Origin of the sequence: Microbacterium sp. 1262 (assembly GCF_040544895.1) — a bacterium.
GTDB classification, from domain to species: Bacteria; Actinomycetota; Actinomycetes; order Actinomycetales; family Microbacteriaceae; genus Microbacterium; species Microbacterium plantarum.
This window is the reverse complement of sequence record NZ_JBEPKU010000001.1, coordinates 625,929-649,738: the sequence shown is the minus strand read 5'-3', so window position 1 is coordinate 649,738 and position 23,810 is coordinate 625,929. Positions and strand designations below refer to the sequence as shown.

The window sequence follows — 23,810 nt, the reverse complement described above, 5'->3', positions numbered from 1 at the left end:
GCCACATCACTCGCGATCAGCTCCCGCATCAAGGTGGAAGCCGTGAGCATGACGGTGCCCCTGGAGGGATTCGAACCCCCGACCCGCTCCTTAGGACGGAGTGGCTCTTCCACTGAGCTACAGAGGCAAGGCGCTCCAAGTCTAGACGGCCGCGGGCCGCGGCATCCCGTCCCTCCTCAACCCCGGCGCACCCCAGCCCTATGCTGACCAACGTGACCCGAGATGCCTCAGCCGCCGCGCCACCGCGCAGGCCGGTGCGGATGGCACTCGGAATCCTCGCCGCGTTCGTGCTCTTCTTCGCCACGATGGCCACCTGGATCGGCGGGTTGATCGCATTCGACGCCCTCGGCATCCCGATGCAAGGCGACGAGTGGCTCGGTTGGGTGATCGCGGGACTCATCGCCGTCGCAGTGTGGCCGCTCGCAGGACGGCGTGCACATCGCGAGTTCTGGGCTCATCAACACCACGGCGCCACGCCGCCGACAGCCTCCGTGACGACACCGGATCGCGCTCTCCGCATCCTCGTCATGGTCATCGGCGCCGCGGGACTCGCCGCGCTGTGCGGGCCACGCAACATCACTCTCGCCCTGGCCGAAGCGTGGCAGATCATCGCTCCCGGGGGACGGTCATCGAGCGCGCTCCTGCAGCTGATCGGCCTGCTGCTCTGCTTCGTGCTGATGGTTCCGCCGATGCTCATCACACAGCGGAGCCTCCGCCGCACCCCGCGCGACCACCCGGATCGCCTCGGTCTCGAGCTCCGCCAGAACTGGTACGTGTCGGCGGCGACCGCGTGGGTCTGCTGCCTACTGCTCGGGCTGATCGTGAGCTTCGTTCTCGCTAAAACCCTCTGACGCGGTAGTCGCCCGCCGACCTTCAGAATCCCCTGGGAGTCGGCGGTCACGTTTGCGTTCGGCTCGGATTCTCGGAATCGTGGCGGGCTCCGCAGCAATCCACGGAAGGAGAGCTTCATGCTCACGCTCACCGAGAACGCCGCCACCGCGGTGAAGAACCTCACCGCCCAGATCCCCGCCGAGACCGGCGGCATCCGCATCAGCGACTCCGGCTCCCCCGAGACCGGCTTCGCCCTGTCCCTCGCCGAGGCTCCGCAGAGCGAGGATGCCGTTGTCGAAGCCGACGGTGCTCGCATCTTCGTCGACCCGGCCGCGGCCCTTGCGCTGGATGACCGCGTGCTCGACGCGCAGGTCGACGGCGAGGGCGCGATCAGCTTCGCGCTCGGCGTCCGGGGCTGATACCCCGACAGACTTCGAGAGCCCCGGCATCCGCATCCTCAGCGCGGAAGTCGGGGCTCTCGTCTGTACAGGCCCGGCATCCTGAAAGACCCGTCGATAGGGTCGAAGGGATGGAAGCCGAGATCATCCCCCGCATCGTCCTGTTCGTCACGATGGCCGGCTCGGGTGCTCTGCTGATCTGGATGGCGCGGGCCGCGGCATCCGGAAAGCTGAGGCGGAACTCGCTCGCCGGCATCCGCACACCCAGCACCATGGCCAGCGACGAAGCCTGGCTTGCTGCCCACGAACGTTCGAAGGGGGCGACCCTCCTCACCGGTTACCTGTCCATCGCAATCGGCGTGATTTCTCTCGTGCCGATGCCGCCGGCAGCGCTCGGGATCATGGTGCTCGTGGGCGCCGCGCTCATGATCATCGTGATGATGTGGGGAACCCGCGTCGGCACCAAAGCGGCGTTGGCGGCAACCGAGGCAGCGCGATGACACCAACGCCCGTCGAGATCGACCTGCACGACGACGTCGTCTTGCGGTCGCTCCGCCCAGAGGATGCGGCGGCCCTCGCCGAGGCGTACCGCGTGAATAGCGAATACCTCGCACCTTTCGAGCCCCTCCGCCCGGCGAACTTCACCACCGAGGCAGGTCAGCGCACCGAGATCGCCGCGCTCGTCGCTGGCCGCGAGGCCGGTACGGCACTCCCCCTCGTCCTTGCCCACGGATCGCGGATCATCGGGCGGATCACGCTCTCGGGCATCACCCGCGGAGCCTTTCAGAGCGGCAACCTCGGCTACTGGATCGACCAGAGCTACGCAGGTCGCGGCCTCATGACCGCAGCGGTGAACGAGATCTCACGCCTCGCGGCGGACGAGCTTCACCTGCACCGCATCCAGGCCGGCACGCTCGTCGACAACGTCGCCTCGCAAACCGTGCTCAGAAAGTGCGGCTTCGTCGAATTCGGGCTCGCACCTCAATACCTGCTCATCGCCGGGCGCTGGCAGGACCACCGGCTATTCCAGAGAATCCTCGCGAGATAGCCCGCGGGCGAGCGCACGAATACGGCAGGATAGGCCCGCACCATTCTCGTGAGTCGAACCACCCACTGGAGGATCCTGTGACCTACGCCGCTCCCCAAGCTCCCGCTTCCGGGCCCACTCCCCTGTCGCAGCCTCTTTACGGCGCCTCGTTCGGCCAGGCCTTCGCCCGCTTCTGGCGGAAGTACGTGACCTTCTCAGGTCGCGCGAGCCGGAGCGAATTCTGGTTCTGGTACCTCGCACACTTTCTCGTCGTGACGGCCATCACCGTGTTCATGATCATCGGCGCGTTCGCCGGGATGACGACCGACCCACTCACCGGCCGGAACGAACCCGGACCGCTCCTCGGCGTGGGCGCACTTCTCTTCGTGCTGTGGCAGCTCGCGACCCTCATTCCGATGATCGCGCTCTCGTGGCGACGACTGCACGACGCGAACCTGGCGGGTCCGTTCTGGTTCCTCGGTCTGATCGCCGGGATCGGTGGGATCGCGGTCCTCGTGCTCTGCGCACTGCCGAGCAACCCCGCCGGAGCCCGCTTCGACAGGTGACCGCCGCCGCCCCGTAACCCGAGGCGCGCAAGAAGCTGCCCGCCGTCACTCGCCGCGATCGGCGAGCCAGTACAGCGCCCCATCGGCTGTGCGCGCGAGCACTCCGGTGTCGACGGCGTGACGGCGGAAGAACGCGGCATCCGTCACGAACATGCTCAGCCGTTCGTTGAGCGCCGGCTCGCTCACCCGTTCGCCCGCGCCGACGACCCGGCGCGCTACCGCCGCCACGGCGGGGTCGAGCTCGTCGAGCGCGAGGTCGCCCGCTGAGATCCGCGACCCCTGCAGAACGGCGAGAGCACCGAGCTGAACGTCGAGCGCGGCGAGCGCGTCATCCAGAAAGCTCTCGCTCAGGCGCACGCCGTCATCCGTCCGTTCGGCGACGCCGCTTCGAACGAACGCCTCCGACTCTCCATCGACGGATGCCGACGGCGTCGGCCCGATCAGGTCGGCGAAGGCGACCCGCAGCCGCGGGCTCCGAAGCATCATGACGAGGGAACGAACCGGACGCAGCGACGAGTCGGACATTCCTCGATCCTCACCGAGCCACGCGCGCGCAGCAAGACGACCGCGCCCCTCGAGCCCATGTAGACCCAGGTACTGGTGCGCCGGGCAAGTCCGAACCGCAGTCCGATGTGACATTTCGCGCCCCTTCGTAGCGTCGATGGGGACGAAAGGTGACACATGATTCGCGTTCGATCGCTATCGAAACGGTACGGGCAGAAGGTCGCGGTCGACGGCCTGAACTTCGCCGTCGAGCCGGGCCGGGTGACGGGGTTCCTCGGCCCGAACGGCGCCGGCAAGTCGACCACCATGCGCATGATCGTGGGGCTCGACAAGCCGACATCCGGCACGGCCGAGGTCAACGGTCGCCCGTACCGCGACCTGCCCGCGCCGCTGCGCGAGGTTGGGGTGCTGCTCGACGCCCGCGCCGCGCACAAGCGCCGGACGGCCTACAAGCACCTCCTCGCGATCGCGGCGACCCACCGAATTCGCGCCCCACGCGTGCGCGAGGTCATGGAGCGCACCGGCATCGACTCCGTGGCGAGCAAGCGCGTCGGCGGCTTCTCGCTCGGCATGGGCCAGCGGCTCGGCATCGCCGCAGCGCTGCTCGGCGACCCGCAGACGATCATCCTCGACGAGCCCATCAATGGACTCGACCCCGACGGCATCCTGTGGATCCGCCGCCTGCTGCGCGAGCTCGCCGCCGAGGGCCGCACGGTGCTGCTCTCCTCGCACGTCATGAGCGAGATGGCGCAGACCGCCGACCACCTGATCGTCATCGGCCGCGGCGCGATCATCGCCGACGGGCCGATGCGTGATGTCATCGCGGGAGCGACGCAGCCGGTCGTCCGGGTGCGCACGCACGACACCGAGCGGCTCGTGGCGGCGATCGCGCGTCCCGGAGTCACCGTCATCACGCGCGAAGACGGCGCACTCGACATCACCGATCTGACCACCGAAGAGGTCGCGCGCATCGCCGGGGCCGCGGGCGTCGTGCTCTACGAGGTGACGTCGGTGTCGGGCTCGCTCGAAGACGCCTACCTCGCCCTCACCGCGCAGGCCACCGAATACCCGTCGGCACCGAGCCAGAACGAGAAGGACAACTGATGGCCCTCACCACCAAGCCCCACCGCCTCGACGCCCGCACGCAGCGCCCGCCCTTCACCGCCGTCGTGCACTCCGAGTGGATCAAGATCCTGAGCCTGCCGTCATCCGTGCTCGCGCTCGTCGGCATCCTGGCGGTCGGAATCGGCGGCAGCCTGTTCCTGGGTCTGACCCTCGAATCATCCGGCGTGCCCTCGGTTCCATCCATCGAGCGCACAATGGCCGACGTGACCGTGCCGACGGTCGTGCTCGGGCAGATCATCGCCGGTATCTTCGGCGTCATGACGATCGGCGCCGAATACTCTTCCGGCGCCATGCAGACGACGCTCGTTGCCGTGCCCCATCGGATCCGGATGCTGGCCGCCAAGACGCTCGTCACCTTCACGACCGTCACCGCCGTGGCCCTCGCCGCGGTGTTCGGGGCGTGGGCGGTCACGAACCCGATCTACGACGGCTTCGGTCTGGGCGCTCCCCTCACCGCACCGGACGTGATGCTCGCGCTCGTGGGCTCGGCCGTCTACCTCGGGCTCTGCGCGGTGTTCGGACTCGGCGTGACGGCCCTGGTCCGCTCGACCACGGCAGGATCGATCATCGTCTTCGCCGCAACGCTGCTGCTGCCGGTGCTGAGCTCGGTGCTGCCGTTCGGGCTCCTCTCCCGCGTCATCCGTCTCGGCCTGCTCGGCAACGCCGGTGACGCCATGGGCCGGGTGGGAATCGAGGGCGGACCGTTCCTCGACCTCTGGAGCGGGCACATGAGCGTCGGAGCCGGCTGGCTCATCGCCGCGGTCTGGGCCGCGACAGCGCTCGTGGTCGGCGCGGTCGCACTGCGGACGAGGGACGCGTGAGCCCGTCGCAGCGACGACGAGACGTGGCGGATGCCGTCACCCTCGTCTCGTATCTGATCGTCGCGCTGTTCCTCGGGTACCTCTCCGTCGAGTCGACGATCGCCACTCCCCTGTGGCCGATGCTGCTGCTCGCGCTCGCCGGGGCGGCGGATGTCGCGGCCGCGCGGCGGCACCCGGCGCTCGGCTTCGGCGCCGCCGTCGCCCTGATGCTCGTATCCTTCGCCGTCGGTACTGGGGCGGAGGCCCTCTTCGTGGTGGTCGCGCTTTACCGCGTCGGTCTCGACGAGGCACGCCGCGCGTGGATCTGGTTCGGGTGGGCGGCCGCGGGAGCGCTCGTGGCGTCGCTCGCGCTCGCCGTGCGGGTGCGCGTCGGTCCGCCGCTCCTCGGCCTGGCACCACGAGCGGATGCCGCCGCCTGGGCCACCGACTGGGCGAGCATCGCCGTCGTGGTGATCGCAGCGAGCCTCATCGCGACCCTGCTCGGCATCAACGCCGGGCACGGCCGCCGACAGGCCGCAGCGCTCGCCGAGCGGGCGGAGCACTTACGGCGCGAGCGCGATCAGGAGGCGAGCATCGCGGCCGCGGCCGAGCGCGAGCGCATCGCCCGCGAGATGCACGACGTCATCGCGCACAGCCTCGCGGTGATGGTCGCGCTCGCCGACGGCGCGCAGGCCTCGGTCGACCAGCGGCCCGCCGAGGCGCACCGTGCCATCGGCCGGGTGAGCGAGACCGGGCGGCGGACGCTCGGCGAGGTGCGGCGGCTGCTGACCGCGGTGCGCGACGAGCGCGATGCGCCTCTGACGCCGGAGGCGCCCCGGGTGGAACGGATACCGGTGCTCGTCGAGGAGTTCCGGTCAGCCGGCATCCCGGTGCGCCTGGAGCAGACTGGAACCGTGACCGAGGGCGCGGCCGTGAGCCTCACGATCTACCGCATCGTGCAGGAGGCGTTGACGAACGTCCTGCGGCACGGGCGCGACGTTCGCGACGTGCTCGTGCGGCTGGTGTTCGAGCGCGCCGACGTGACCATCCTGGTGAAGGACGTGTCGGCACCGGCTGCCGCGCCCACCTCTCCGGGGCGCGGGCTCGTCGGCATCCGTGAGCGCGCCGCCTTCTACGATGGCTCGGTGGAGGCTGGGCCGGTCGCCGGCGGCGGCTGGCGGGTTTTCGTCCGCCTCTCGACGGAGGAACGATGAGCCAGCCCGGCGCGCCCGAGGCCCGTACGGCGGTGCTGCTCGTCGACGATCAGGAACTGATCCGGTACGGCTTGCGCCTCGTGCTCGAGGCTCAGCCCGACCTGGTCGTGGTGGGTGAGGCATCCGATGGCGCCGAAGCCGTGCAGGCAGCGCAGCGGCTGCGTCCCGACGTCGTGCTCATGGACGTCCGGATGCCGGGACTCGATGGCATCGAGGCCACCCGCCGGCTGACCGCGGCTCTGCCCGAGACGCGGATCATCGTGCTGACAACGTACGACCTCGACGAGTTCGCGTTCGGCGCGCTGCGGGCGGGCGCGGCCGGCTTCCTGCTGAAGAACACCCGCCCCGACGAGCTCGTCGCCGCGGTGCGGGCCGTGACGGCAGGTGATGCCGTCGTGTCGCCCCGGATCACCGCGAAGCTCATCGACGCGGCGATGCCGCATCTCTCGCGCACGGGCCGACCGGCATCCCCCGATGCGCTCTCGGCGCTGTCGCCGCGCGAGCACGACGTGTTCCGCCTCGTCGGGCAGGGCTTGACCAACGCCGAGATCGCTGGGGCCCTGCACCTGAGCGAATCGACCGTGAAGGCCCACTTCGGCCGCATCCTCGTGAAGCTCGACCTCACGAACCGCGTACAGGCTGTGATCCTCGCCTACGAGCTCGGAGTGGTCAGCGTCGACCGCTGAGCCTGTTTGCGGCACGGCTGCGGCGGGGTGGCTCGCCGGGGCTGGCGCTTCGTCTGGCACTTCGCGCCACCTCGGGTCGGGGATGGGGGCCACAGCTGCCAAGTGAACCGCCTCGCCGATGCCCACCTCGCGCAGCCCAAGCTCCCACGGCAGTCCGCGCTTCATTTGGCACCTCATGCCCCTTCAGCTCGGGGGGTGGGGCCACGGCTGCCAGGTGAACCGCGTGAGCCGATGCATACTGACCTCGTGAGGATCGCGATCGCCGGCAGCACCGGCACCGTCGGCAAGCTCGTCCACAGCATCGCCACCGAACGCGGACATGACGTCGTCGCGCTCGCGCGCAGCAACGGTCATGACCTCGAGCATGGCTCGCTCCCACCGTCGGTGCTGGACGGTGTCGACACGATCGTCGACGTCAGCGGCATCCAGACGCTCTCGCGGCATCGCTCGCGCCGGTTCTTCGAGAGTGTGTCGGCCAACCTGCAGCAGGCGGGAACGGCCGCAGGCGTGAGACACCTCGTCGCGCTCTCGATCGTCGGCATCGACGGGGTGGATGCCGCCTACTACGGCGGCAAACTCGCGCACGAGCGGGCGGTGCAGCGCGGGGCGCTCCCCCACACGCTGCTCCGCGCTGCGCAATTCCACGAGTTCGCCGAGCAGACGCTCGTCCGCGGGAAGGTGGGTCCGATCACGGTGGTCCCCGCGGCCCGGGTCCGCCCAATCGCCGCCGAGGAGGTCGCCGAGCACCTCGTCACGCTCGCGGAGGGCGAGCCGGTCGGCCGGGCGCGCGATCTGACCGGGCCGCGCGACGAGCTGCTCATCGACATGGTGCGAGCGCTGCTCGATGCCCGCGGCATCCGCCGCACCACGATCGAGATGCGCCTGCCGGGATCGTTCGGTCGCGCGATGTCGTCGGGGCGCCTGCGCGGGCACGCGAACGCCGAACGCGGCACCGTCACGTTCGCGGAGTGGCTCGCGGCGCAGAGCTGAGGCGTCTGTCGCACCTGCCCGCCGCATCCGATAAAGCACAAGAACTGTTGCGCAATGGTTCTTGTGCATCTAGCGTTGCGGGTATGACCTCTGCCGATCGCTCCGCTTCTCGACTCGAGACGGCGGCCGCCATGCGCGTGCTCGCGCACCCGACCCGACTGCGGCTGCTCGGCATCCTGCGCGAGAACGGCCCGCAGACGGCGGCCCAGCTCGGCGAGACCGTCGACGAAGCGCCGGGCACAATCAGCTACCACCTGAGCAAACTCGCCTCGATCGACCTCATCGAGCCCGCCGCGCCACGCAGCGCCGATCAGCGCGAGCGCTGGTGGCAGGCCGCCGCTGCCGAGACGACGTGGGAACCGGCGGAACACCTCGATGACCCGGCCCAACGAGCCGCATCATCGGCGCTGGAGAAGTCGATCGCGCAGATCTACGCCGCCCGCTACAGCGAGTACGTCGACGCGATGCCGACTCTTCCCCCCGAGTGGGTGGCCGCCGGGGCGACCGGTGACCGCACGCTGCGCCTCACGATCGACGAGCTGACAGCGATGCGCGCCGAACTCGAGTCGCTGATGCACCGGTGGCAAGAAGCAAGCGCGCGGCACGACGACGCAGACGAGACCGCCGTCCCGGTCGCCCTCGTCTACCAGGCCTACCGCCGGCCATGACCACGACCGACTCCCCTGCCCGTTCGGCCGATGCGACACACCGGCGCGCAGCATCCCGCGCCCTCTACGCCCTACTGTCGGCGCACGCGATCTCGCAGACGGGCAACGTCATCACGGCCTTCGCGATCCCCTTCTACGTCCTGGCCACGGGCGGCTCGGGCGTCGAGGTCGGGCTGGCCGCGTTCGCCGCGACCGCGCCCGTCATCGTGGGAGGCGTGTTCGGCGGGGTGGTCGTCGACCGCATCGGCGGCCGTCGCGCCGCGGTCGTCGCCGACATCGTGAGCGGTGTGACGGTTCTCGCGATCCCCGCGCTCGCGCTCACGGTGGGCCTGCCCTTCTGGGCTCTGCTGGCGCTCGTCTTCACGAGCGGCGTGCTCGACACCCCCGGACAGATCGCGCGCCGCGTGATGCTGCCCGAGCTCACGGAGGCGGCGCACGTCAGGCTCGAGCGGAGCGTCGGACTCCTCGACGGCTCGGAGCGCCTCTCCAAGCTCATCGGCGCGTCCGTCGCCGGCGCGCTCGTCGCTCTCCTCGGACCGATGGCAGCGCTCGTCACGAACGCTGCCGCGTTTCTCATCTCGGCTGCGATCACCCGCCTGATGGTCCCCGCGACGACAGTGCGAATGACCGCCGTCGGCGACACGGATGCCGCAGCCCGGCGCTCGTACTGGCGCGAGCTGCGCGACGGGTTCCGGTTCGTCGTGCGTGATCCGCTCATGCGGCTCATCGTCGGCATGGTACTCATCACCAACCTGCTCGATGCGGCCCGCAGCGCCTCGCTGATGCCTCTCTACGCGAACGCCGAGCTCGGCGGCGCCGGAGCCCTCGCCGTCATCGTCGCTGTCATGGGCGGGTGCGCGCTCATGGGCAACATCGCGTTCGGCTTCATCGCGCACCGGGTGCCGCGGCGCGTGACCTTCGCTCTGTGCTTCCTCGTCGCCGGCGGCCCGTCCAGCGCGGTGTTCGCCCTCGGCGCGCCGTTCCCGGCGCTCGTCGCTGCCGCCGGCGTCTCGGGGCTCGCGGCCGGCGCGCTGAACCCGATCCTCGGCGCGGTGCAGCTCGAGCGCGTCCCGGCGCCCATGCGCGGTCGCGTCTTCGGCCTGCTCAACGCCGGCACGTGGGCAGGGGTCCCGCTCGGCGCGCTGCTCGGCGGCATCGCCGCCGATGGCCTCGGTCTCTTCGCATCGTTCGGCATCGTCGCGATCGTCTACACCGTGGTCACGACGGCACCCCTCACGGGCGGAGCCTGGCGGCTGATGGAACGGCGACCGAACGAACAGGCGGCACTCTAGGCCCCCGCGCCGCGTCTCGCACGTCGTTCCCTATCCGGCATCCGCTCGTGTTGACTGCGGGGATGAGCAACTGGGCCGAGACCGTCATGTTGTGGCACGTGTACCCGCTGGGGTTCACGGGAGCACCGATCCGGCCGGACGGCGCCGACGACGACGGCCAGTCGGATGCCGGCGCCGCAGACCAGCCCGTCGAGCACCGGCTGAACCGCATCGAGGGCTGGCTCGATCACGTCGTCGAGCTCGGCCTGAACGGGCTGCTCCTCGGCCCGGTCTTCCCCTCGAGCACGCACGGATACGACACCGTCGACTACTTCCGCATCGATGCCCGGCTCGGTGATGACGGCGACATCGACCGTCTGATCGCGGCGGCCCACGACCGCGGCATCCGCGTGCTGTTCGACGGTGTCTTCAACCATGTGGGGCGCGAGCACCCTGCGTTCGCGGTTCTGGAAGAGCAGGGGCCGGAAGCCGACACCGCCGAGCTCTTCCGCGTGCGGTGGGACGGCTGGCGGCCCGGCGAGCCGGTCGACGCCGACGTCTTCGAGGGGCACGACGCCCTGGTCACGCTGAACCACGACTCCCCCGCTGTCGCGGATCTCGTCGTCGAGGTGATGACCCACTGGCTGGGTCGCGGCATCGACGGTTGGCGACTGGATGCCGCATACGCTGTGCCGTCCGCCTTCTGGGCGAGAGTGCTGCCGCGGGTTCGCGCCGAGTACCTCGAGGCATGGTTCCTCGGCGAGGTCATCCACGGCGACGCCGCTCGCATCGTCGAGGAGTCGACGATCGACTCGCTCACGCAGTACGAGCTGTGGCAGGGCATCTGGCATGGCATCGCCGACCGCAACCTCTTCGAGCTGAAGCACGCGATCGAGCGGAACAACGAGCTGCTGTCGGTCTTCGCTCCGCAGACCTTCGTCGGCAACCACGACGTCACGCGGATCGCCTCGGCGATCGGCCCCGACCTGGTGCCGCACGCGCTGGCGGCGCTGTTCACCGTGGCGGGGGTGCCGTCGGTGTATGCGGGCGACGAGTACGGCTACGAGGCGGTGAAGGAGGAACGTCTCGGCGGCGACGACGCGGTGCGCCCCGAGTTCCCCGATGCGCCGCCCGCACCCGAGTCACTGCCCGAGACCGCGCAGCACATCCTCCGCACCCATCAGCAGCTGATCGCCGTGCGCCGGCAGCATCCCTGGTTGCATCGCGCGCACACCGACGTCATCCATATCGACAACACCGCAATCGTGCTGCGGACCGCGACGGGAACGGATGCCGTCGTCACGGCGCTCAACGTCGGCGACGCGCCGGTGACCGTGCCGGTGGCCGATGCGACGCGGCTGCTCGCCGGATCGCTGGCCGACGACATCGACAGGCACGCCGGCGAGGCATCCCTTCCCCCGCGCGGCTGGGCAGTGCTATCGGCTACCCCCGCCTGACCCGCGACCCGACCCAGATGGCGGTTGTCCCCCACGCGTGACGACCATTCGCGTCGGCTCGCATCGGGTCGCGCGGTGGCGCCGGCTCAGCGGAAGTCTCGTGACTGGTGCCTCACCCCCACCCGCAGGTCTTCGAAGGCGTCGGCGAGGATGTTCACGACCCCCTCGTTCGACCGCTCGAGGATGCCGCGGACGATGAGTGCCGGGCTGTCACGCACGACCCTCCGGTAGCGGTGCCACATGCCCGTCGAGCAGATGACGTTCATCAGTCCGTGCTCGTCCTCGAGGTTGAGGAACGTGATGCCGGATGCCGTCGCCGGCCGCTGCCGGTGGGTGACGAGCCCGGCGATCTCGACGCGGCGCCCCGACTCGTGCTGTCGCAGGTCGTTCGCGGTGAGCACGCCGCGCGCATCGAGCTGCGAGCGGTAATGGGTCATCGGATGGTCGTCGGGTGAGATGCCCGTGGCCCAGAGGTCGGAGGCCAGCACGTCGTAACTCGACTGGTCGGTGAACAACGGCGGCTGCACGGCGATGAGCGAATCGGGCAGGTACTCGATGCGGTCCTGCGCGGCCGATCCCGCCAGCCAGATCGCCTCGCGACGGGTGTGCCCGAAGCACTCCAGCGCTCCCGCGGTAGCGAGCGCTTCGAGCTGCGTCGTGTCGGCGCCGGTGCGGCGCACCAGGTCGCGCATGTCGCGATAGGGGCCGGATGTCTCGCGCTCGGCGACGATCCGCTCGGCGAGCCTCTTGCCGATGCCGGTGACCGCGGCGAGCCCGAGCCGCACCGCGAATGCACCGTCGCGGCGATGCGCCGCGGACTCGTCGGGGGCATTGATGTCGAAGACCGGCACGGGAGGCTGCTCGCCAAGGCAGCTGTCTCGGCCCGTCGGCCCCGACCGCCCCGCCTCGCCCGACACGGGTTCGAGCACGGCCTCGGCCCCCGAGAGCTGCAGGTCGGGGCGCCGCACCTCGACCCCGTGACGGCGGGCATCGGCCGCCAGCGTTGCCGGCGAGTAGAAGCCCATTGGCTGAGCCCGCAGCAGCCCCGCGAGGAACGCCGCCGGGTAGTGCAGCTTGATCCACGAGCTGGCGTAGACGAGCAGGCCGAACGACAGCGAGTGGCTCTCGGCGAAGCCGAAGTTCGCGAACGCCTGGATCTTCGCGTAGATGTCGTCGGCGGCATCCCCCACCAGGCCGTTCTCGGCCATGCCCTCGTAGAGCTTCTGCTTGAGCGAATCGATGCGCTCGATGCCGCGCTTGGAGCCCATCGCACGACGCAGCAGGTCGGCATCCTCGCCCGAGAGTCCGCCGATGACCATGCCCATCTGCATGAGCTGCTCCTGGAAGACCGGCACCCCGAGCGTGCGTTCGAGCACGGGCTTGAGCTTCTCGTGCGGATACGTCGTTTTCTCGTATCCGAGCTTGCGGCGCACGTACGGGTGCACGGCACCGCCCTGGATGGGCCCCGGCCGGATGAGCGCGATCTCGATCACGAGGTCGTAGAACCGTCGCGGCTGCAGGCGCGGCAGCAGGCCCATCTGCGCGCGAGACTCGACCTGGAACACCCCGATCGAGTCGGCCCGGCACAGCATGTCGTAGACGGCGGCTTCCTCCTTCGGCAGCGTCGAGAGCTCGAACCTCTCCCCCGTCGCCCCCTCGATGAGGTCGAAGCAGTACTGCAGCGCGGCGAGCATCCCGAGGCCCAGCAGATCGAACTTCACCAGGCCCATCCAGGCGGCGTCGTCTTTGTCCCACTGGATGACGGTGCGGTCCTGCATCCGGGCATGCTCGATCGGCACGACCTCGCCGACAGGACGATCGGTCAGCACCATGCCGCCCGAGTGGATGCCCAGATGCCGGGGAGCCTTCAACAGCTCGGCGGCATAGCTGAGCACCCGCTCGGGGATGTCGTGGTCGGGACCCGTGTCGAGGGTCGCACCCCAGCGTTCGACCTGCTTCGACCAGGCATCCTGCTGTCCCGGGGAATGCCCGAGGGCCTTCGCCATGTCGCGCACGGCGTTCTTGGGCCGGTACTGGATGACGTTCGCCACCTGCGCCGCCCGCTCGCGCCCGTAGGTGGCGTAGACCCACTGGATGATCTCCTCGCGCCGGTCGGAGTCGAAGTCGACGTCGATGTCGGGTTCCTCCTCGCGCAGGGCGGAGAGGAAGCGCTCGAACGGCAGCCGGTAGTAGATGGAGTCGATCGCGGTGATGTCGAGCAGGTAGCAGACGGCGCTGTTGGCCGCCGATCCTCGCCCCTGGCACAGGATGCCGCGACGCCGCGCCTCTTGCACGATGCCGTAAACGATGAGGAAGTAGCCGGGGAAGTCCTTCTGCTCGATGACCGCGAGCTCTCGCTCGATGCGGTCGCGGTCTTCGGGCGGGAGGTTCGGGTACTTGCGCGGCACGGCCTCCCACACGAGGTGCCGCAACCACGACATCGGCGTGTGCCCCTCGGGAACGGGAAGCTTCGGCAGGGCGGGCTTGGCCCGGCGCAGCGGGAAAGCGAGCTCGTCGGCAAGCTCGACGGTGCGCGCCACGGCTCCGGGGAACCGGCGGAAGCGCCGCGTCATCTCGGCTCCCGACCGCAGGTGCGCCCCGGCGTGGGACGGCAGCCACCCGTCGAGCTCGTCGAGACCGCGGTTGGCCCGGACCGCCGCGATCGCGGCAGCGAGGTGGGCGCGATCGGGCACGGCGTAGTGCACGTTGTTCGTCGCGAGGATCGGCAGGCCGCGCTCACGCGCGAGGCCGGCGAGGATGTCGTTGTGCCGCGAGTCGAGCGGCTCGCCGTGGTCCATCAGCTCGACCTCGACGGCGTCGCGCCCGAACCGGTCGACCAGAGCGTCGAGCTCGGCGGCGGCAGCATCCGGTCCGCGCTCGATGAGCGCCCGACGCACTGCTCCCTTGCGGCATCCGGTGAGGATGCTCCATTCGCCTCCGGCGATGTCGGCCAGATCGTCGAGCCGGTACCGGGGCTTGCCCTTCTCCGCTCCCGCGAGCTGGCCCTGCGTGAGCGCCCGCGCCAGCCGGTGGTACCCCTCTTCGCCGCGGGCGAGGATGAGCAGATGCTCGCCCGGCGGGTCGGCCTCGTTGCGCGCGGCGCCGACGCGCTGCGGCAGATCGAGCGACAGCTCCGCCCCGAACACGGTCTTCACGGCCAGCTGCTCGGCGGCCTCGGCGAAGCGGACGATGCCATAGAACCCGTCGTGATCGGTGACAGCCAGGGCGTGCAGCCCCAGCCGTTCGGCCTCTTCAGCCAGCTCTTCGGGCGATGAGGCCCCGTCGAGGAACGAGTACGACGTGTGCGCGTGCAGCTCGGCGTATGGCACCGCGTTCTCGGGACGCTCGATTCTCGGCGCGGAGTACTTGCCCCGCTTGCGCGACCACGCGGGACTGTCGCCCCCGTCCGCACCCGGCGGCGCGCTCGGCGCGCGGTTTCCGCTGAGCAGCCGCTCCATCTCGGACCACGGCACCGAGGGGTTGTTGAAGCCCATCAGTCGTACCGCCCCTCGACCGACCATTCGCCGCCGTCGCACACCAGCAGCCACGCGGTCTGGGTGGCATCGACCATCTGGAAGCGGTGGGCATGGCGCGCTCGCGCGGCATCCCACGCCCGCTCGATCACCGGCCACGGCCCCGCCCACGAGCGGATGCCGCGCGACCCGGTCGACGACACCAGAGCGGCCGGGATCGCCGTCAGCTCGCCCCGCCCGTCGACGGCCACCATGTCGCCCTCCCGATCGACGACAGCCAGCGGCAGCGCCCGCTCGAAGACCGTCGCGGGCAGCGGATCGGGCAGGCTGCCCGGCCAGGGCCGCTCGCGCGAGCTCGTCACCGGGCGGTCACCCCACGGCACGAGCACCTGCCGCTCGGCGAGCCAGCGGCCACCGCCCACGACCGGGGTCACGACGCCCGTGTGGCCGAGCATCGCCTGCACCCGCGACAGGGCGTGGTGCACCCGCTGCTCGGGACCGGAGCCGAACAGCGAGACGGCGTGATGGGATGCCGCATCCACCGCTTCGGGCTCGATCTTGACCCGAGCGACACCGCTGGTGAGCTTGCCGCTCTCGGCCAGCTGCCAGCGCACCCGGTCGACGACGGCGGCGGCGTCGAAGGTGCCGGGGTGGAGCCAGACGCGGTTGCTCGTCTCGCCCCGGTCGCCGGTGAGGATGACGCGCAGCTCGGTGCACACGAGATCGACCGCGCCGAGTCCGGAGATGAACTCCTCGGCCGCGACCCTCATGCCGAACGCGACCTGGTCGGCGAGGTCGAGCGGAGGCTCGAACGAGACCTCGCGGTGCAGCTCGGGCGGCGGGGTGCGCGGTACCACCGGGCGCGAATCGGCGCCGGAGGCGAGGCCGTGCAAGCGCGCGCCGCGGGGGCCGAAGCGTTCGACCAGTCGTTCGGGCTCGATCGCGGCGAGGTCGCCGAGGGTCTGCACGCCGAGCCGGGCGAAGAGGTCGACGGAGTCGTCGTCGAGCACCGCGATCGTCAACGGTGCGAGGAACTCCGCCGAGCGCCCGGCCTCGACCACCCGGATGGGCCGGTCGGGGCGGGTGCTCATCCGCGCGGCCTGCTGCGCCGTGAAGGGTCCGTCGGCGACACCGGCCCGCACGTCGAGGTCGCCCTCGGCCACCGCGGCCAGCAGCGCGCCGGCGGCCTCGGTCTCACCGCCGTAGAAACGTGCGGGGCCGCGCACGCGCAGCGCGCAGAGCCCTGCCTCGAGCACCTGCACTCCCGGCGCCATCTCTTCGAGGCGCGCCACGATCGGCGCGAACTCTCGGTGATCGCGCACCGCGTCCGCGTCGGCCACCTGCAGCGCGGGACATCGGGCCTGCGCGTCACGGCGACGCTGCCCACGTGCGACGCCGTCGGCCCGCGCGGCCGCCGAACACGCGATGACCACGCCCTTCTCGAAGACCGCGATCGGCGCGTTCGGATCGCCGCCGCTTTCGCGCACGGACGCCACGACCGGCCAGTCGGGAACCCACACCACGAGGCTGCGTACCGGTGCCGTCGCCTCCTGCTCCCCCATGTCAGACCGCCCGTCGCATCGGGATCGGCTCGACGATCGGGCCGCCCGCGAGAGCCCGCTCCTGCGGAGCAGCCGAGATCGCACCATCGGGCGCGGGCAGCAGCATCCGCGCCGATCGGGGAACCGGGAACCGCCGGCTCGACACGGTGACCGTCAGCTCGCGGTCGCTGAGGTACCCATCGCCGTCGCCCAACCCCGACCACCGCGGATCGGTGACGTCGAGCATCGCCTCGGTCTGCGGCCACGGCCCCTGCACGAGCAGCACCGTGCCGCGGTCGCGCAGCCGGCCGGCGAGCTTGGCGATGTCGGAGTCTTTCGCCCGCTCGGGCGGACGCACCGCGACGACGGGAAGGACGTCGGCGATCGTCGCGGTGACAGCGAGCCACCGTGCACCCGGATCGGGGATCAGCACGACGCGGGACAGGTCGACCCCGGCATGCTCCGCCGCTTCGGCCCCGAAGCCCGGCATCCCGACCACACCGCACCACGACCCGGTCTGCGACGGCTGGGCGAGCAGGGCGAACAGCAGCGAGGACGACGAGCCGAGCGAATAGGCGGCGCCGGGCCGCAGCCCTCGCCCGGGCAGCAGTCCGGCCAGGGCAGGATGGGTCGGCAGCACCGGAGCATCGAGGCGGCGCCCCTGCATCCGCTCCATCTGCGCGCGCAGTCGCTGCACGTCCTCGGCGGCAGCGGGATTGCGCATGATCGACCTCACTCAGCAAGGGTAGAACATATGTTCTAGACCATCAATGTCGAGATCGAAGATACGACCGACTTCCGACATCGCCTGGCAGATTGGATCGCGTGAACGCCTCCGACACCCCACCCGTGACCCTGCGCCCCTACCGGTCCGCCGCTGACGAACTACCGGATGCGGAAGGTCGTCTCACACGTCACGCGTTCTGAGGACGAGAAGAGCGGCGAGCGTCGTCCATAGCGTGAAGATCGCCATGATCCCGAGTCCCACCAGCGGCGGCATCCCGCTGGTCGTCCCGACAGCGTACGAGGCCTGGCCGGCCGTCGTGGGCCAGTAGGTACCCGCGAACTCACCGATGACCCCGGGCATCCCCGGGGCGAGAGCGGGCACGAGAAGCGCGACGGTCACGATGATCGCGAGCGCACCGGAAGAGCTTCGCGTGATGATGCCGAATCCGAGGCCGAGGACGGCCGTGAGGACGAGGTACACGATCGCACAGACGATGGCCCGAGCAGTTCCAGGGTCATCGAGTGCCGACACGGGCAGACCGGCCGCAGCGAGCGCGGCCTGCGTGGCACCGAAGCTGCCTGCCACCGCCGCGACTGCCACGACCAAGCCGATGAGCGCCGAAACTCCGAGCTTCGAAGCCAGGAGGGCCCCGCGCCGGGGCACGATGGCGAGGCTCGTGATGATCTGCCCCGAGCCGTATTCACTGGTGATGGCCTGCGATCCGATGGTCGCGAGGAGGATCTGACCGACCAGGATGCCCTTGAAGCTGATGCCGGTGGGGTCGAAATCGGAAGGGAGCGCGGCCTGCCAATCGGCCACGAGCCCGCTCACCCCCAGCAGGCTGACCATCACCGTCACGACGACTGCCGAGGCAGCGAGGATCCAGGTGCTGTGGACACTGCGGGCTTTGATCCATTCGGAAGCGAAGAGGTTCATGTCAGGCGGCCTTCTGCTCGATCGTGGTCATGGCGAGAAACGCGTCTTCGAGCGAGTCCCGAACGAGGGTGAGCTCGAACACCTCGGCGCCGGAGGCGGCTGCGATGCGGCCGACGCTCTCCGTCGTCGTCCCCGAGACGACGAGGACGTCGTTGCGATCGGCGTCCGCCCGAACCGGAAGCCCGGCTCGCCGGAGCGCATCACGCAGGACATCGGCATTCGGAGTCCGAACGCGGACGTACTCGTTCGTGTGCGAGGCGATGAATGCGTCCAAAGACTGGTCGGCGAGCAGACGACCGTGGTTGATCACGATGAGGTGATCCGCCGTCAGTTGCATCTCACCCATCAGATGGCTCGAGAACAGCACCGATCGGCCTTCCGCAGCGAGCTCGCGCATCAGGGATCGAGCCCAGCGAATGCCTTCCGGGTCGAGCCCGTTGAGAGGTTCGTCGAAGATGACAATGCCGGGGTCGCCGATCAACGCCGTGGCGATCCCCAGCCGTTGCTTCATCCCGAGCGAGAAGTCGCCGGCCGGCCGGCTCCCTGCTTCAGCCAGGCCCACCAACTCCAGAACCTCCCCGACTCGACCCCGTGGCATGCCTCCAGCACGCGCGACGGACGCGAGATGATCCACGGCCGTACGCCGCGGATGAACGGCACGCGCATCGAGCATCGCGCCGATCACCCGCATCGGATGGGGCAACTCATGCAGACGATGCCCGTTCACGGTCGCGGCGCCGCTCGTGGGCTTGTCCAGGCCGAGGAACATGCGGAGAGTGGTGGACTTGCCCGCCCCGTTCGGCCCGAGGAAGCCGGTCACGATCCCGGGCCGAACCTGGAATGACAGGCCGTCCACGGCGGTGACGGTTCCATAGCGCTTGACGAGATCGTGAGCTTGGAGAGATGCCTGCGTTGTCTTCTGCACGGCAGGTACACTACACCGTACCGTGTAGTTTTGCTGCACTGGTCGGTGTAGAGTTCGGGAAGAGCAAAGGATGACGATGAGCGATGCGAGGCCGGTCAGGCAGGGCCAGGAGCAGAAGCGCTCCGCGATACTCGCGGCGGCGCGAGAGCTCTTCGTCGAGGTGGGTGTCGAGCGCTCGAGTATGGATGCCGTTTCGGCGCGCGCGGGTGTCTCCAAGCGCACCGTCTACGACTACTACGGAGATAAACGGCGGCTGCTGCTCGGAGTGGTCGAGAGCGCGGGCGAGGCGGCCGTGAACACCCTCCGCGAGCTGGCCGAGACGCACCTGCCGGACACCGTCGCTATCGACGGCCGCGATGGATTGCACCAGGCTGTGATCGCGTTCGCCGCCGACCTCGGGGGGTTCCTCGCCACGTCGACGAACTACGCAGCCGCTGTCAAGCTGATCTCGGAGAACGAGTCGCTCCTGCCCGAACTCGAGGACCACCCGCTGGACCGAGCGCACGCCGACGTTCTCGCCGAGCGCTTCGCTCACTTCGCGACCGAGGGTCTGCTCGACCTCGACGACCCGGGACTCGCCGCCGAGCATTTTCACGCGCTCACGACGCTCCGGGTTCTCAACGAGCCCGCTCGCCGCCGGACGGACGCCGAGCGGGTCCGACAGATCATGACCGATGGCGCCGGCGCATTCCTGCGCGCTTACGGCCCGAGAGCGCGGTAGGCGCGCACCGCGGCGATCAGGCGGCGAGACTCAGGTACGGCTCCCACCGTGGGTCGGATCGCTCCGTGCCCCGCACCGCCCACTGCGGGCCTCGCGGGGGCTTCGGCAGCCATCGCAGCTCCCACCCCATCTCCTGCGGAGTGTGGTCGCTCTTGAGGTTGTTGCATCGCAGGCAGCAGGCGACGAGGTTCTCCCACGAGTTGCTGCCCCCGCGCGAGCGCGGCATGACGTGGTCGATCGTCGACGCCGCCTTCCCGCAATAGGCGCATCGGTGCGCGTCGCGGCGGAGCACGCCACGCCGCGTCACCGGCACGCGGCGCGCATTCGGGATACGGACGTACCGGGTCAGAACGATCACCGCCGGGCGTTCGTACGTTCCATCGATCCCGAGAACGGGATCGTGGACGACGTGCTCGACGATCGTCGCTTTGTCGTTCAACACCAGGAGGAGGGCCCGACGGAACGACACCACAGCGAGTGGCTCATACCCGGCGTTCAGTACCAGAGTGCGCATTTCCTGTCCTCACGAACTGCCCTGACGGCTTCAGCGGATGTTCGATGACCGACGTCGCGCATGCCGTGCGGGCAGGTCCCGCGAGGGTGCGAGCACGAAAAAAGGCGCTGTCATGAAGACAGCGCCTTGATTCACGGCCGAGGCCGCAGTGGTGCACACGATGCCGCAGGACGTAGCGACCGATTGCATTCACGGTTCGAATGCCCGGTACTGGTCCCATCGGCTCCCCCTCGGCGTGCGCGAGCGTCGCGTTCAGGGTAATACACCCTCGACCCCAGGAAGGTCGACGGGAGATGAACGGATGATGCGTGTCGTCAGCCCGCGTTCGCGACGAGCCACGACTCGGCGTTCATGTACGCGCCGTCGACCACGATCTCGAGATGCAGGTGCGTTCCGAACGCGCGACCCGTGTCACCGACCTGGCCGAGCAGCTGTCCCGCCGAGACGGTGTCGCCGACCTGCACCGCGCGGGTGCCCCAGTCCATGTGCGCGTAGAGGCTCGTGACGTTCGTGCCGTTGATGTTGTGCGCGACCTTGACGTATACGCCCCAGCCCGGACCGCTCTCGCTCGACGCGACGACCGTGCCGTCGGCGACCGAGTAGATCGGCGTGCCACGGTCGGCCATGTAGTCGGTGCCACGGTGACCGGCGTAGGGGGTGCCGAAGTTGTTGAACGACATCAGCGGACGACGCACGAGACCGGAACCCGGCGCGACGAGCGGGATCGACTGGCTGTACGACGTCGACGACGAGGCGGTCGAGCTGCTCGCGGAGATGCGGTTCGCGAGGGCCTCGGCGGCTGCCTTGGCGGCGGCCTCCTCGTCCTTCTTCTTCTTGATCTCTTCGGGCGTGGTCGCCGTGAAGCCGCTGCGGTCGAGAGACGCGGGTCCGACCTCGGACGCGACGACGATCGACTGCGCATTGTTTGCGGCGACCTGCTGCAGCGTCATCGCGTCGGCCGACGTACCGCGCACGGCGGCGAAGGCCGGGATGGCGACGGTGGCGACAAGGCCGACCACGGCAGCGACGGTGAAGGTGCTGCGAACGGGGTGGACCCGGCGACGGCTCCGGCGGGAAGCGCGGTTCTCGATGGTCGCGACGTCCCGCGTCTGCTTCTTCGCTGTCGGGAAGCGGCGGGCACGCAGGGCGCGACCAGAGCGTTCGGGATTCGTCGCGTCGACCTCGGGTACGTCTACCGACGAATCGTTGTGTTCAGCCAAATCAGTCCTCCGGCGCCTCTGCGCGATGGTCTGCGCTGGCTCGTCGACACTGCGCGTGTAGGTCCACGCGACATTCGGGTGTCACCGCGTGGACGACGAGCCGAAGAGGCAATCCATGCAGCGGTCTCGGACGGGCTTCTCGCCTGAAGACTTCTCGAGGCTACCGGAAGGTAACGAATAAGTCACGCTGTCGTTCCCTTCCCCACCGGACGCTCAGGTCCGGTGGCCGAACGCTCGCGGACTCAGTCGCGACGCGTGAGGAAGATGTGCGACGCGACCTCGACGGGTAGCTCGAGCCCCTCGTCGACACCGTCCATCTGAACGAGGACGTACCCCTCCGAGAACTGGAACGTGCCGTCGCGGCCGGGGACGACGCCCGCTGCCCGCAGCTGCTGCAGCAGTTCGGGGTCGACCTGGGCCGGCTCGGCGAGCCGTCGCACGGTGCCCTCGATCGGCCCGCCGGTCTCGTTCAGCAGACGCACGAGGCCCACCACACCGTCGTCGAAGGTGCGCGCAGGCACATCCCCGAGCTGGTCGAGACCGGGGATCGGGTTGCCGTAGGGCGATTCGGTGGGGTGACCGAGCAGCTCGATGAGGCGACGCTCGACGAGCTCGCTCATCACGTGCTCCCAGCGGCAGGCCTCTTCGTGGACATAGGCCCAGTCGAGTCCGATGACATCACTGAGCAGGCGCTCGGCGAGACGGTGCTTGCGCATGACGTCGACTGCCTTCTGCCGGCCGCTGTCGGTCAGCTCGAGCGAGCGGTCTTCCGACACGACGACGAGTCCGTCGCGCTCCATGCGGCCGACCGTCTGCGAGACGGTGGGGCCGGAGTGCCCGAGGCGCTCGGAGATGCGTGCACGCAGGGGGACGATCGCCTCTTCCTCGAGTTCGAGGATGGTACGCAGATACATCTCTGTCGTGTCGATGAGATCGGTCATCACAGCCCTTGTCGTGCGCGTGGTCGGGAGGATCCCAGCCTATCCGCTGGTGAGGACATGCGAGGCTGCCCTTACCTCCTGCTCATGGCACGGCGGGCCCGGACGCCGCCCCTAGAATCGGCTCATGGCGCACGTCACCCTGCCCCGAGACATCCTTCCCCGCGACGGCCGCTTCGGCTGCGGTCCCGCCAAGATCCGCCCCGAGCAGGTCGCCGCCCTGTCGGGTCCCGGCTCGATCCTGCTCGGCACGTCGCACCGCCAATCGCCGGTGAAGAGCCTCGTCGGCCAGGTCCGCTCCGGCCTGTCCGATCTGCTGCGGCTGCCCAACGGATACGAGATCATCCTCGGCAACGGCGGATCGACCGCGTTCTGGGATGCCGCGGCATTCGGCCTCATCGAGAACCGCAGCCAGAACCTCGTCTTCGGCGAGTTCGGCGGCAAGTTCGGCGCGGCCGCATCCGCGCCCTGGCTCCAGGCTCCCGACATCCGCAAGGCCGAGCCCGGCTCGAGCATCTCGGCCGAGGCTGTGGAGGGCGTCGACGTGTACGCCTGGCCCCACAACGAAACGTCGACCGGTGTCGCCGCCCCCGTGCGCCGCGTCGTCGGCGACGAAGGCGCGCTGACCGTCATCGATGCCACGAGCGCGGCCGGCGGCATCGACTTCTCGGTCTCGCAGTGCGACGTCTACTACTTCGCCCCGCAGAAGAACCTCGGCTCCGATGGCGGCATCTGGTTCGCCGCGGTCTCCCCCGCCGCGATCGAGCGGATCGAGCGGGTCGCCGCCTCGGGCCGCTACATCCCCGAGTTCCTGAGCCTGAAGAATGCGCTCGACAACTCGCGACTCAACCAGACGCTGAACACCCCCGCCGTCGCGACGCTCTACCTGCTCGACAAGCAGCTCGAGTGGATCCACAGCAACGGCGGCCTGCAGTGGGCGGCTGACCGCACCGCAGAATCCTCCTCCGCGCTGTACGACTGGGCCGAGGCATCCGAGCACGCGACGCCGTTCGTCGCCGATCCCGCCGACCGCTCGCCCGTCGTGGTGACGATCGACTTCGACGACACCGTCGATGCCGCTGCCGTCGCCAAGAGCCTGCGCGGCAACGGCATCGTCGACACCGAGCCGTACCGCAAGCTGGGCCGCAACCAGCTGCGCATCGCGACGTTCGTCTCGATCGAGCCCGACGACGTGCGCCAGCTGATCAAGTGCATCGACTACACGATCGACCGTCTCTGAGGACGTAACGCCGCTGAGACGACCGAAGGGATGCCGCA

The 23,810-nt window shown here is 69.6% G+C and carries 24 protein-coding genes and 1 tRNA gene; 15 read left to right on the top strand and 10 right to left on the bottom strand.

All coding sequences use genetic code 11. The features are described from left to right. Positions 1–55 precede the first annotated feature (55 nt). Positions 56–127: transfer RNA gene (locus ABIC53_RS03105), tRNA-Arg, on the bottom strand. 85 nt (positions 128–212) lie between these two features. On the opposite strand from ABIC53_RS03105, the gene ABIC53_RS03100 reads away from it, so the two are divergent. From ABIC53_RS03100 to ABIC53_RS03080, 5 genes are all read left to right on the top strand, one after another. Beyond that, positions 213–851: a hypothetical protein gene (locus tag ABIC53_RS03100; protein WP_354450341.1), complete on the top strand. Its 639-nt coding sequence runs from the start codon at positions 213–215 to the stop codon at positions 849–851. Positions 852–968: 117 nt separating this feature from the next. Continuing rightward, the gene (locus ABIC53_RS03095; protein WP_071917931.1) at positions 969–1,250 is read left to right on the top strand and encodes a HesB/IscA family protein; all 282 of its coding nucleotides are present in this window, start codon (positions 969–971) and stop codon (positions 1,248–1,250) included. Positions 1,251–1,360: 110 nt separating this feature from the next. Then, a complete protein-coding gene (locus tag ABIC53_RS03090; RefSeq protein ID WP_282501130.1) occupies positions 1,361–1,729 on the top strand; it encodes an SdpI family protein in 369 nt (122 codons plus the stop codon). Continuing rightward, positions 1,726–2,277: a GNAT family N-acetyltransferase gene (locus ABIC53_RS03085; RefSeq protein ID WP_354450338.1), complete on the top strand. Its 552-nt coding sequence runs from the start codon at positions 1,726–1,728 to the stop codon at positions 2,275–2,277. Before ABIC53_RS03090 ends, ABIC53_RS03085 begins: the two co-directional genes overlap by 4 nt. A 77-nt stretch (positions 2,278–2,354) precedes the next feature. Further along, positions 2,355–2,822: a DUF805 domain-containing protein gene (locus tag ABIC53_RS03080; RefSeq protein WP_354450336.1), complete on the top strand. Its 468-nt coding sequence runs from the start codon at positions 2,355–2,357 to the stop codon at positions 2,820–2,822. A gap of 45 nt (positions 2,823–2,867) precedes the next feature. Here ABIC53_RS03080 and ABIC53_RS03075 read toward each other — a convergent pair whose 3' ends face one another. Further along, a complete protein-coding gene (locus ABIC53_RS03075; protein ID WP_354450334.1) occupies positions 2,868–3,347 on the bottom strand; it encodes a DUF2087 domain-containing protein in 480 nt (159 codons plus the stop codon). 156 nt (positions 3,348–3,503) lie between these two features. Here ABIC53_RS03075 and ABIC53_RS03070 point away from each other — a divergent pair, with 156 nt between their 5' ends. From ABIC53_RS03070 to ABIC53_RS03035, 8 genes are all read left to right on the top strand, one after another. Then, positions 3,504–4,430, top strand: coding sequence for an ABC transporter ATP-binding protein (locus ABIC53_RS03070; protein WP_354450332.1), 927 nt, complete (start codon positions 3,504–3,506; stop codon positions 4,428–4,430). Continuing rightward, positions 4,430–5,272 (top strand): hypothetical protein, encoded by an 843-nt coding sequence (locus ABIC53_RS03065; protein ID WP_354450330.1) that lies wholly within the window; start codon positions 4,430–4,432, stop codon positions 5,270–5,272. Before ABIC53_RS03070 ends, ABIC53_RS03065 begins: the two co-directional genes overlap by 1 nt. Then, positions 5,269–6,465 carry a sensor histidine kinase gene (locus ABIC53_RS03060; RefSeq protein WP_354450328.1) on the top strand — a complete coding sequence of 399 codons (1,197 nt, stop codon included), beginning with the start codon at positions 5,269–5,271 and terminating at the stop codon, positions 6,463–6,465. Before ABIC53_RS03065 ends, ABIC53_RS03060 begins: the two co-directional genes overlap by 4 nt. Beyond that, positions 6,462–7,151, top strand: coding sequence for a response regulator (locus tag ABIC53_RS03055; protein ID WP_354450326.1), 690 nt, complete (start codon positions 6,462–6,464; stop codon positions 7,149–7,151). The genes ABIC53_RS03060 and ABIC53_RS03055 overlap by 4 nt, the downstream gene beginning before the upstream one ends. A gap of 246 nt (positions 7,152–7,397) precedes the next feature. After that, positions 7,398–8,141: an SDR family oxidoreductase gene (locus tag ABIC53_RS03050; RefSeq protein WP_354450324.1), complete on the top strand. Its 744-nt coding sequence runs from the start codon at positions 7,398–7,400 to the stop codon at positions 8,139–8,141. Positions 8,142–8,224: 83 nt separating this feature from the next. Continuing rightward, positions 8,225–8,809: a helix-turn-helix domain-containing protein gene (locus ABIC53_RS03045; protein WP_354450322.1), complete on the top strand. Its 585-nt coding sequence runs from the start codon at positions 8,225–8,227 to the stop codon at positions 8,807–8,809. Beyond that, positions 8,806–10,101 carry an MFS transporter gene (locus tag ABIC53_RS03040; RefSeq protein WP_354450320.1) on the top strand — a complete coding sequence of 432 codons (1,296 nt, stop codon included), beginning with the start codon at positions 8,806–8,808 and terminating at the stop codon, positions 10,099–10,101. The genes ABIC53_RS03045 and ABIC53_RS03040 overlap by 4 nt, the downstream gene beginning before the upstream one ends. A 62-nt stretch (positions 10,102–10,163) precedes the next feature. Then, a complete protein-coding gene (locus tag ABIC53_RS03035) occupies positions 10,164–11,537 on the top strand; it encodes an alpha-amylase family glycosyl hydrolase (protein WP_354450318.1) in 1,374 nt (457 codons plus the stop codon). 86 nt (positions 11,538–11,623) lie between these two features. On the opposite strand, the gene ABIC53_RS03030 is transcribed toward ABIC53_RS03035, so the two are convergent. The 5 genes from ABIC53_RS03030 to ABIC53_RS03010 all read right to left on the bottom strand — a co-directional run bounded on the left by ABIC53_RS03030 (position 11,624) and on the right by ABIC53_RS03010 (position 19,139). Next, complete coding sequence (locus ABIC53_RS03030; protein ID WP_354450316.1) at positions 11,624–15,031, bottom strand: error-prone DNA polymerase; 3,408 nt, start codon at positions 15,029–15,031, stop codon at positions 11,624–11,626. Continuing rightward, positions 15,031–16,572, bottom strand: coding sequence for a DNA polymerase Y family protein (locus ABIC53_RS03025; protein ID WP_354450314.1), 1,542 nt, complete (start codon positions 16,570–16,572; stop codon positions 15,031–15,033). Before ABIC53_RS03025 ends, ABIC53_RS03030 begins: the two co-directional genes overlap by 1 nt. Before the next feature lies 1 nt (position 16,573). Continuing rightward, positions 16,574–17,275: a DnaE2-dependent mutagenesis accessory factor ImuA' gene (imuA', locus tag ABIC53_RS03020; RefSeq protein WP_354452146.1), complete on the bottom strand. Its 702-nt coding sequence runs from the start codon at positions 17,273–17,275 to the stop codon at positions 16,574–16,576. A 183-nt stretch (positions 17,276–17,458) separates the two neighbouring features. Next, the gene (locus tag ABIC53_RS03015) at positions 17,459–18,214 is read right to left on the bottom strand and encodes an ABC transporter permease (protein ID WP_354450312.1); all 756 of its coding nucleotides are present in this window, start codon (positions 18,212–18,214) and stop codon (positions 17,459–17,461) included. Position 18,215: 1 nt separating this feature from the next. Beyond that, positions 18,216–19,139 (bottom strand): ABC transporter ATP-binding protein, encoded by a 924-nt coding sequence (locus ABIC53_RS03010; RefSeq protein WP_354450310.1) that lies wholly within the window; start codon positions 19,137–19,139, stop codon positions 18,216–18,218. A 76-nt stretch (positions 19,140–19,215) separates the two neighbouring features. Here ABIC53_RS03010 and ABIC53_RS03005 point away from each other — a divergent pair, with 76 nt between their 5' ends. Beyond that, positions 19,216–19,860 (top strand): TetR/AcrR family transcriptional regulator, encoded by a 645-nt coding sequence (locus ABIC53_RS03005; protein WP_354450308.1) that lies wholly within the window; start codon positions 19,216–19,218, stop codon positions 19,858–19,860. Between the two features lie 16 nt (positions 19,861–19,876). On the opposite strand, the gene ABIC53_RS03000 is transcribed toward ABIC53_RS03005, so the two are convergent. The 3 genes from ABIC53_RS03000 to ABIC53_RS02990 all read right to left on the bottom strand — a co-directional run bounded on the left by ABIC53_RS03000 (position 19,877) and on the right by ABIC53_RS02990 (position 22,535). Further along, positions 19,877–20,374 carry an HNH endonuclease gene (locus ABIC53_RS03000; protein WP_114588335.1) on the bottom strand — a complete coding sequence of 166 codons (498 nt, stop codon included), beginning with the start codon at positions 20,372–20,374 and terminating at the stop codon, positions 19,877–19,879. Between the two features lie 314 nt (positions 20,375–20,688). After that, positions 20,689–21,594 carry a M23 family metallopeptidase gene (locus tag ABIC53_RS02995; RefSeq protein ID WP_114588336.1) on the bottom strand — a complete coding sequence of 302 codons (906 nt, stop codon included), beginning with the start codon at positions 21,592–21,594 and terminating at the stop codon, positions 20,689–20,691. 242 nt (positions 21,595–21,836) lie between these two features. Then, positions 21,837–22,535 carry an iron-dependent transcriptional repressor DtxR gene (locus tag ABIC53_RS02990; RefSeq protein ID WP_094259799.1) on the bottom strand — a complete coding sequence of 233 codons (699 nt, stop codon included), beginning with the start codon at positions 22,533–22,535 and terminating at the stop codon, positions 21,837–21,839. Between the two features lie 124 nt (positions 22,536–22,659). Here ABIC53_RS02990 and serC point away from each other — a divergent pair, with 124 nt between their 5' ends. Further along, the gene (gene serC / locus ABIC53_RS02985; protein ID WP_114588337.1) at positions 22,660–23,772 is read left to right on the top strand and encodes a phosphoserine transaminase; all 1,113 of its coding nucleotides are present in this window, start codon (positions 22,660–22,662) and stop codon (positions 23,770–23,772) included. Positions 23,773–23,810 lie beyond the last annotated feature (38 nt).

What these genes read in the sequence shown, in the direction of transcription:
- ABIC53_RS03095 (WP_071917931.1), top strand. Translation starts at nt 969, where the DNA reads ATGCTCACGCTCACCGAGAACGCCGCCACCGCGGTGAAGAACCTCACC.
- ABIC53_RS03090 (WP_282501130.1), top strand. Translation starts at nt 1,361, where the DNA reads ATGGAAGCCGAGATCATCCCCCGCATCGTCCTGTTCGTCACGATGGCC.
- ABIC53_RS03085 (WP_354450338.1), top strand. Translation starts at nt 1,726, where the DNA reads ATGACACCAACGCCCGTCGAGATCGACCTGCACGACGACGTCGTCTTG.
- ABIC53_RS03075 (WP_354450334.1), bottom strand. Translation starts at nt 3,347, where the DNA reads ATGTCCGACTCGTCGCTGCGTCCGGTTCGTTCCCTCGTCATGATGCTT.
- ABIC53_RS03070 (WP_354450332.1), top strand. Translation starts at nt 3,504, where the DNA reads ATGATTCGCGTTCGATCGCTATCGAAACGGTACGGGCAGAAGGTCGCG.
- ABIC53_RS03065 (WP_354450330.1), top strand. Translation starts at nt 4,430, where the DNA reads ATGGCCCTCACCACCAAGCCCCACCGCCTCGACGCCCGCACGCAGCGC.
- ABIC53_RS03055 (WP_354450326.1), top strand. Translation starts at nt 6,462, where the DNA reads ATGAGCCAGCCCGGCGCGCCCGAGGCCCGTACGGCGGTGCTGCTCGTC.
- ABIC53_RS03045 (WP_354450322.1), top strand. Translation starts at nt 8,225, where the DNA reads ATGACCTCTGCCGATCGCTCCGCTTCTCGACTCGAGACGGCGGCCGCC.
- ABIC53_RS03040 (WP_354450320.1), top strand. Translation starts at nt 8,806, where the DNA reads ATGACCACGACCGACTCCCCTGCCCGTTCGGCCGATGCGACACACCGG.
- ABIC53_RS03035 (WP_354450318.1), top strand. Translation starts at nt 10,164, where the DNA reads ATGAGCAACTGGGCCGAGACCGTCATGTTGTGGCACGTGTACCCGCTG.
- ABIC53_RS03030 (WP_354450316.1), bottom strand. Translation starts at nt 15,031, where the DNA reads ATGGGCTTCAACAACCCCTCGGTGCCGTGGTCCGAGATGGAGCGGCTG.
- ABIC53_RS03025 (WP_354450314.1), bottom strand. Translation starts at nt 16,572, where the DNA reads ATGGGGGAGCAGGAGGCGACGGCACCGGTACGCAGCCTCGTGGTGTGG.
- imuA' (WP_354452146.1), bottom strand. Translation starts at nt 17,275, where the DNA reads ATGCGCAATCCCGCTGCCGCCGAGGACGTGCAGCGACTGCGCGCGCAG.
- ABIC53_RS03015 (WP_354450312.1), bottom strand. Translation starts at nt 18,214, where the DNA reads ATGAACCTCTTCGCTTCCGAATGGATCAAAGCCCGCAGTGTCCACAGC.
- ABIC53_RS03005 (WP_354450308.1), top strand. Translation starts at nt 19,216, where the DNA reads ATGAGCGATGCGAGGCCGGTCAGGCAGGGCCAGGAGCAGAAGCGCTCC.
- ABIC53_RS03000 (WP_114588335.1), bottom strand. Translation starts at nt 20,374, where the DNA reads ATGCGCACTCTGGTACTGAACGCCGGGTATGAGCCACTCGCTGTGGTG.
- ABIC53_RS02990 (WP_094259799.1), bottom strand. Translation starts at nt 22,535, where the DNA reads ATGACCGATCTCATCGACACGACAGAGATGTATCTGCGTACCATCCTC.
- serC (WP_114588337.1), top strand. Translation starts at nt 22,660, where the DNA reads ATGGCGCACGTCACCCTGCCCCGAGACATCCTTCCCCGCGACGGCCGC.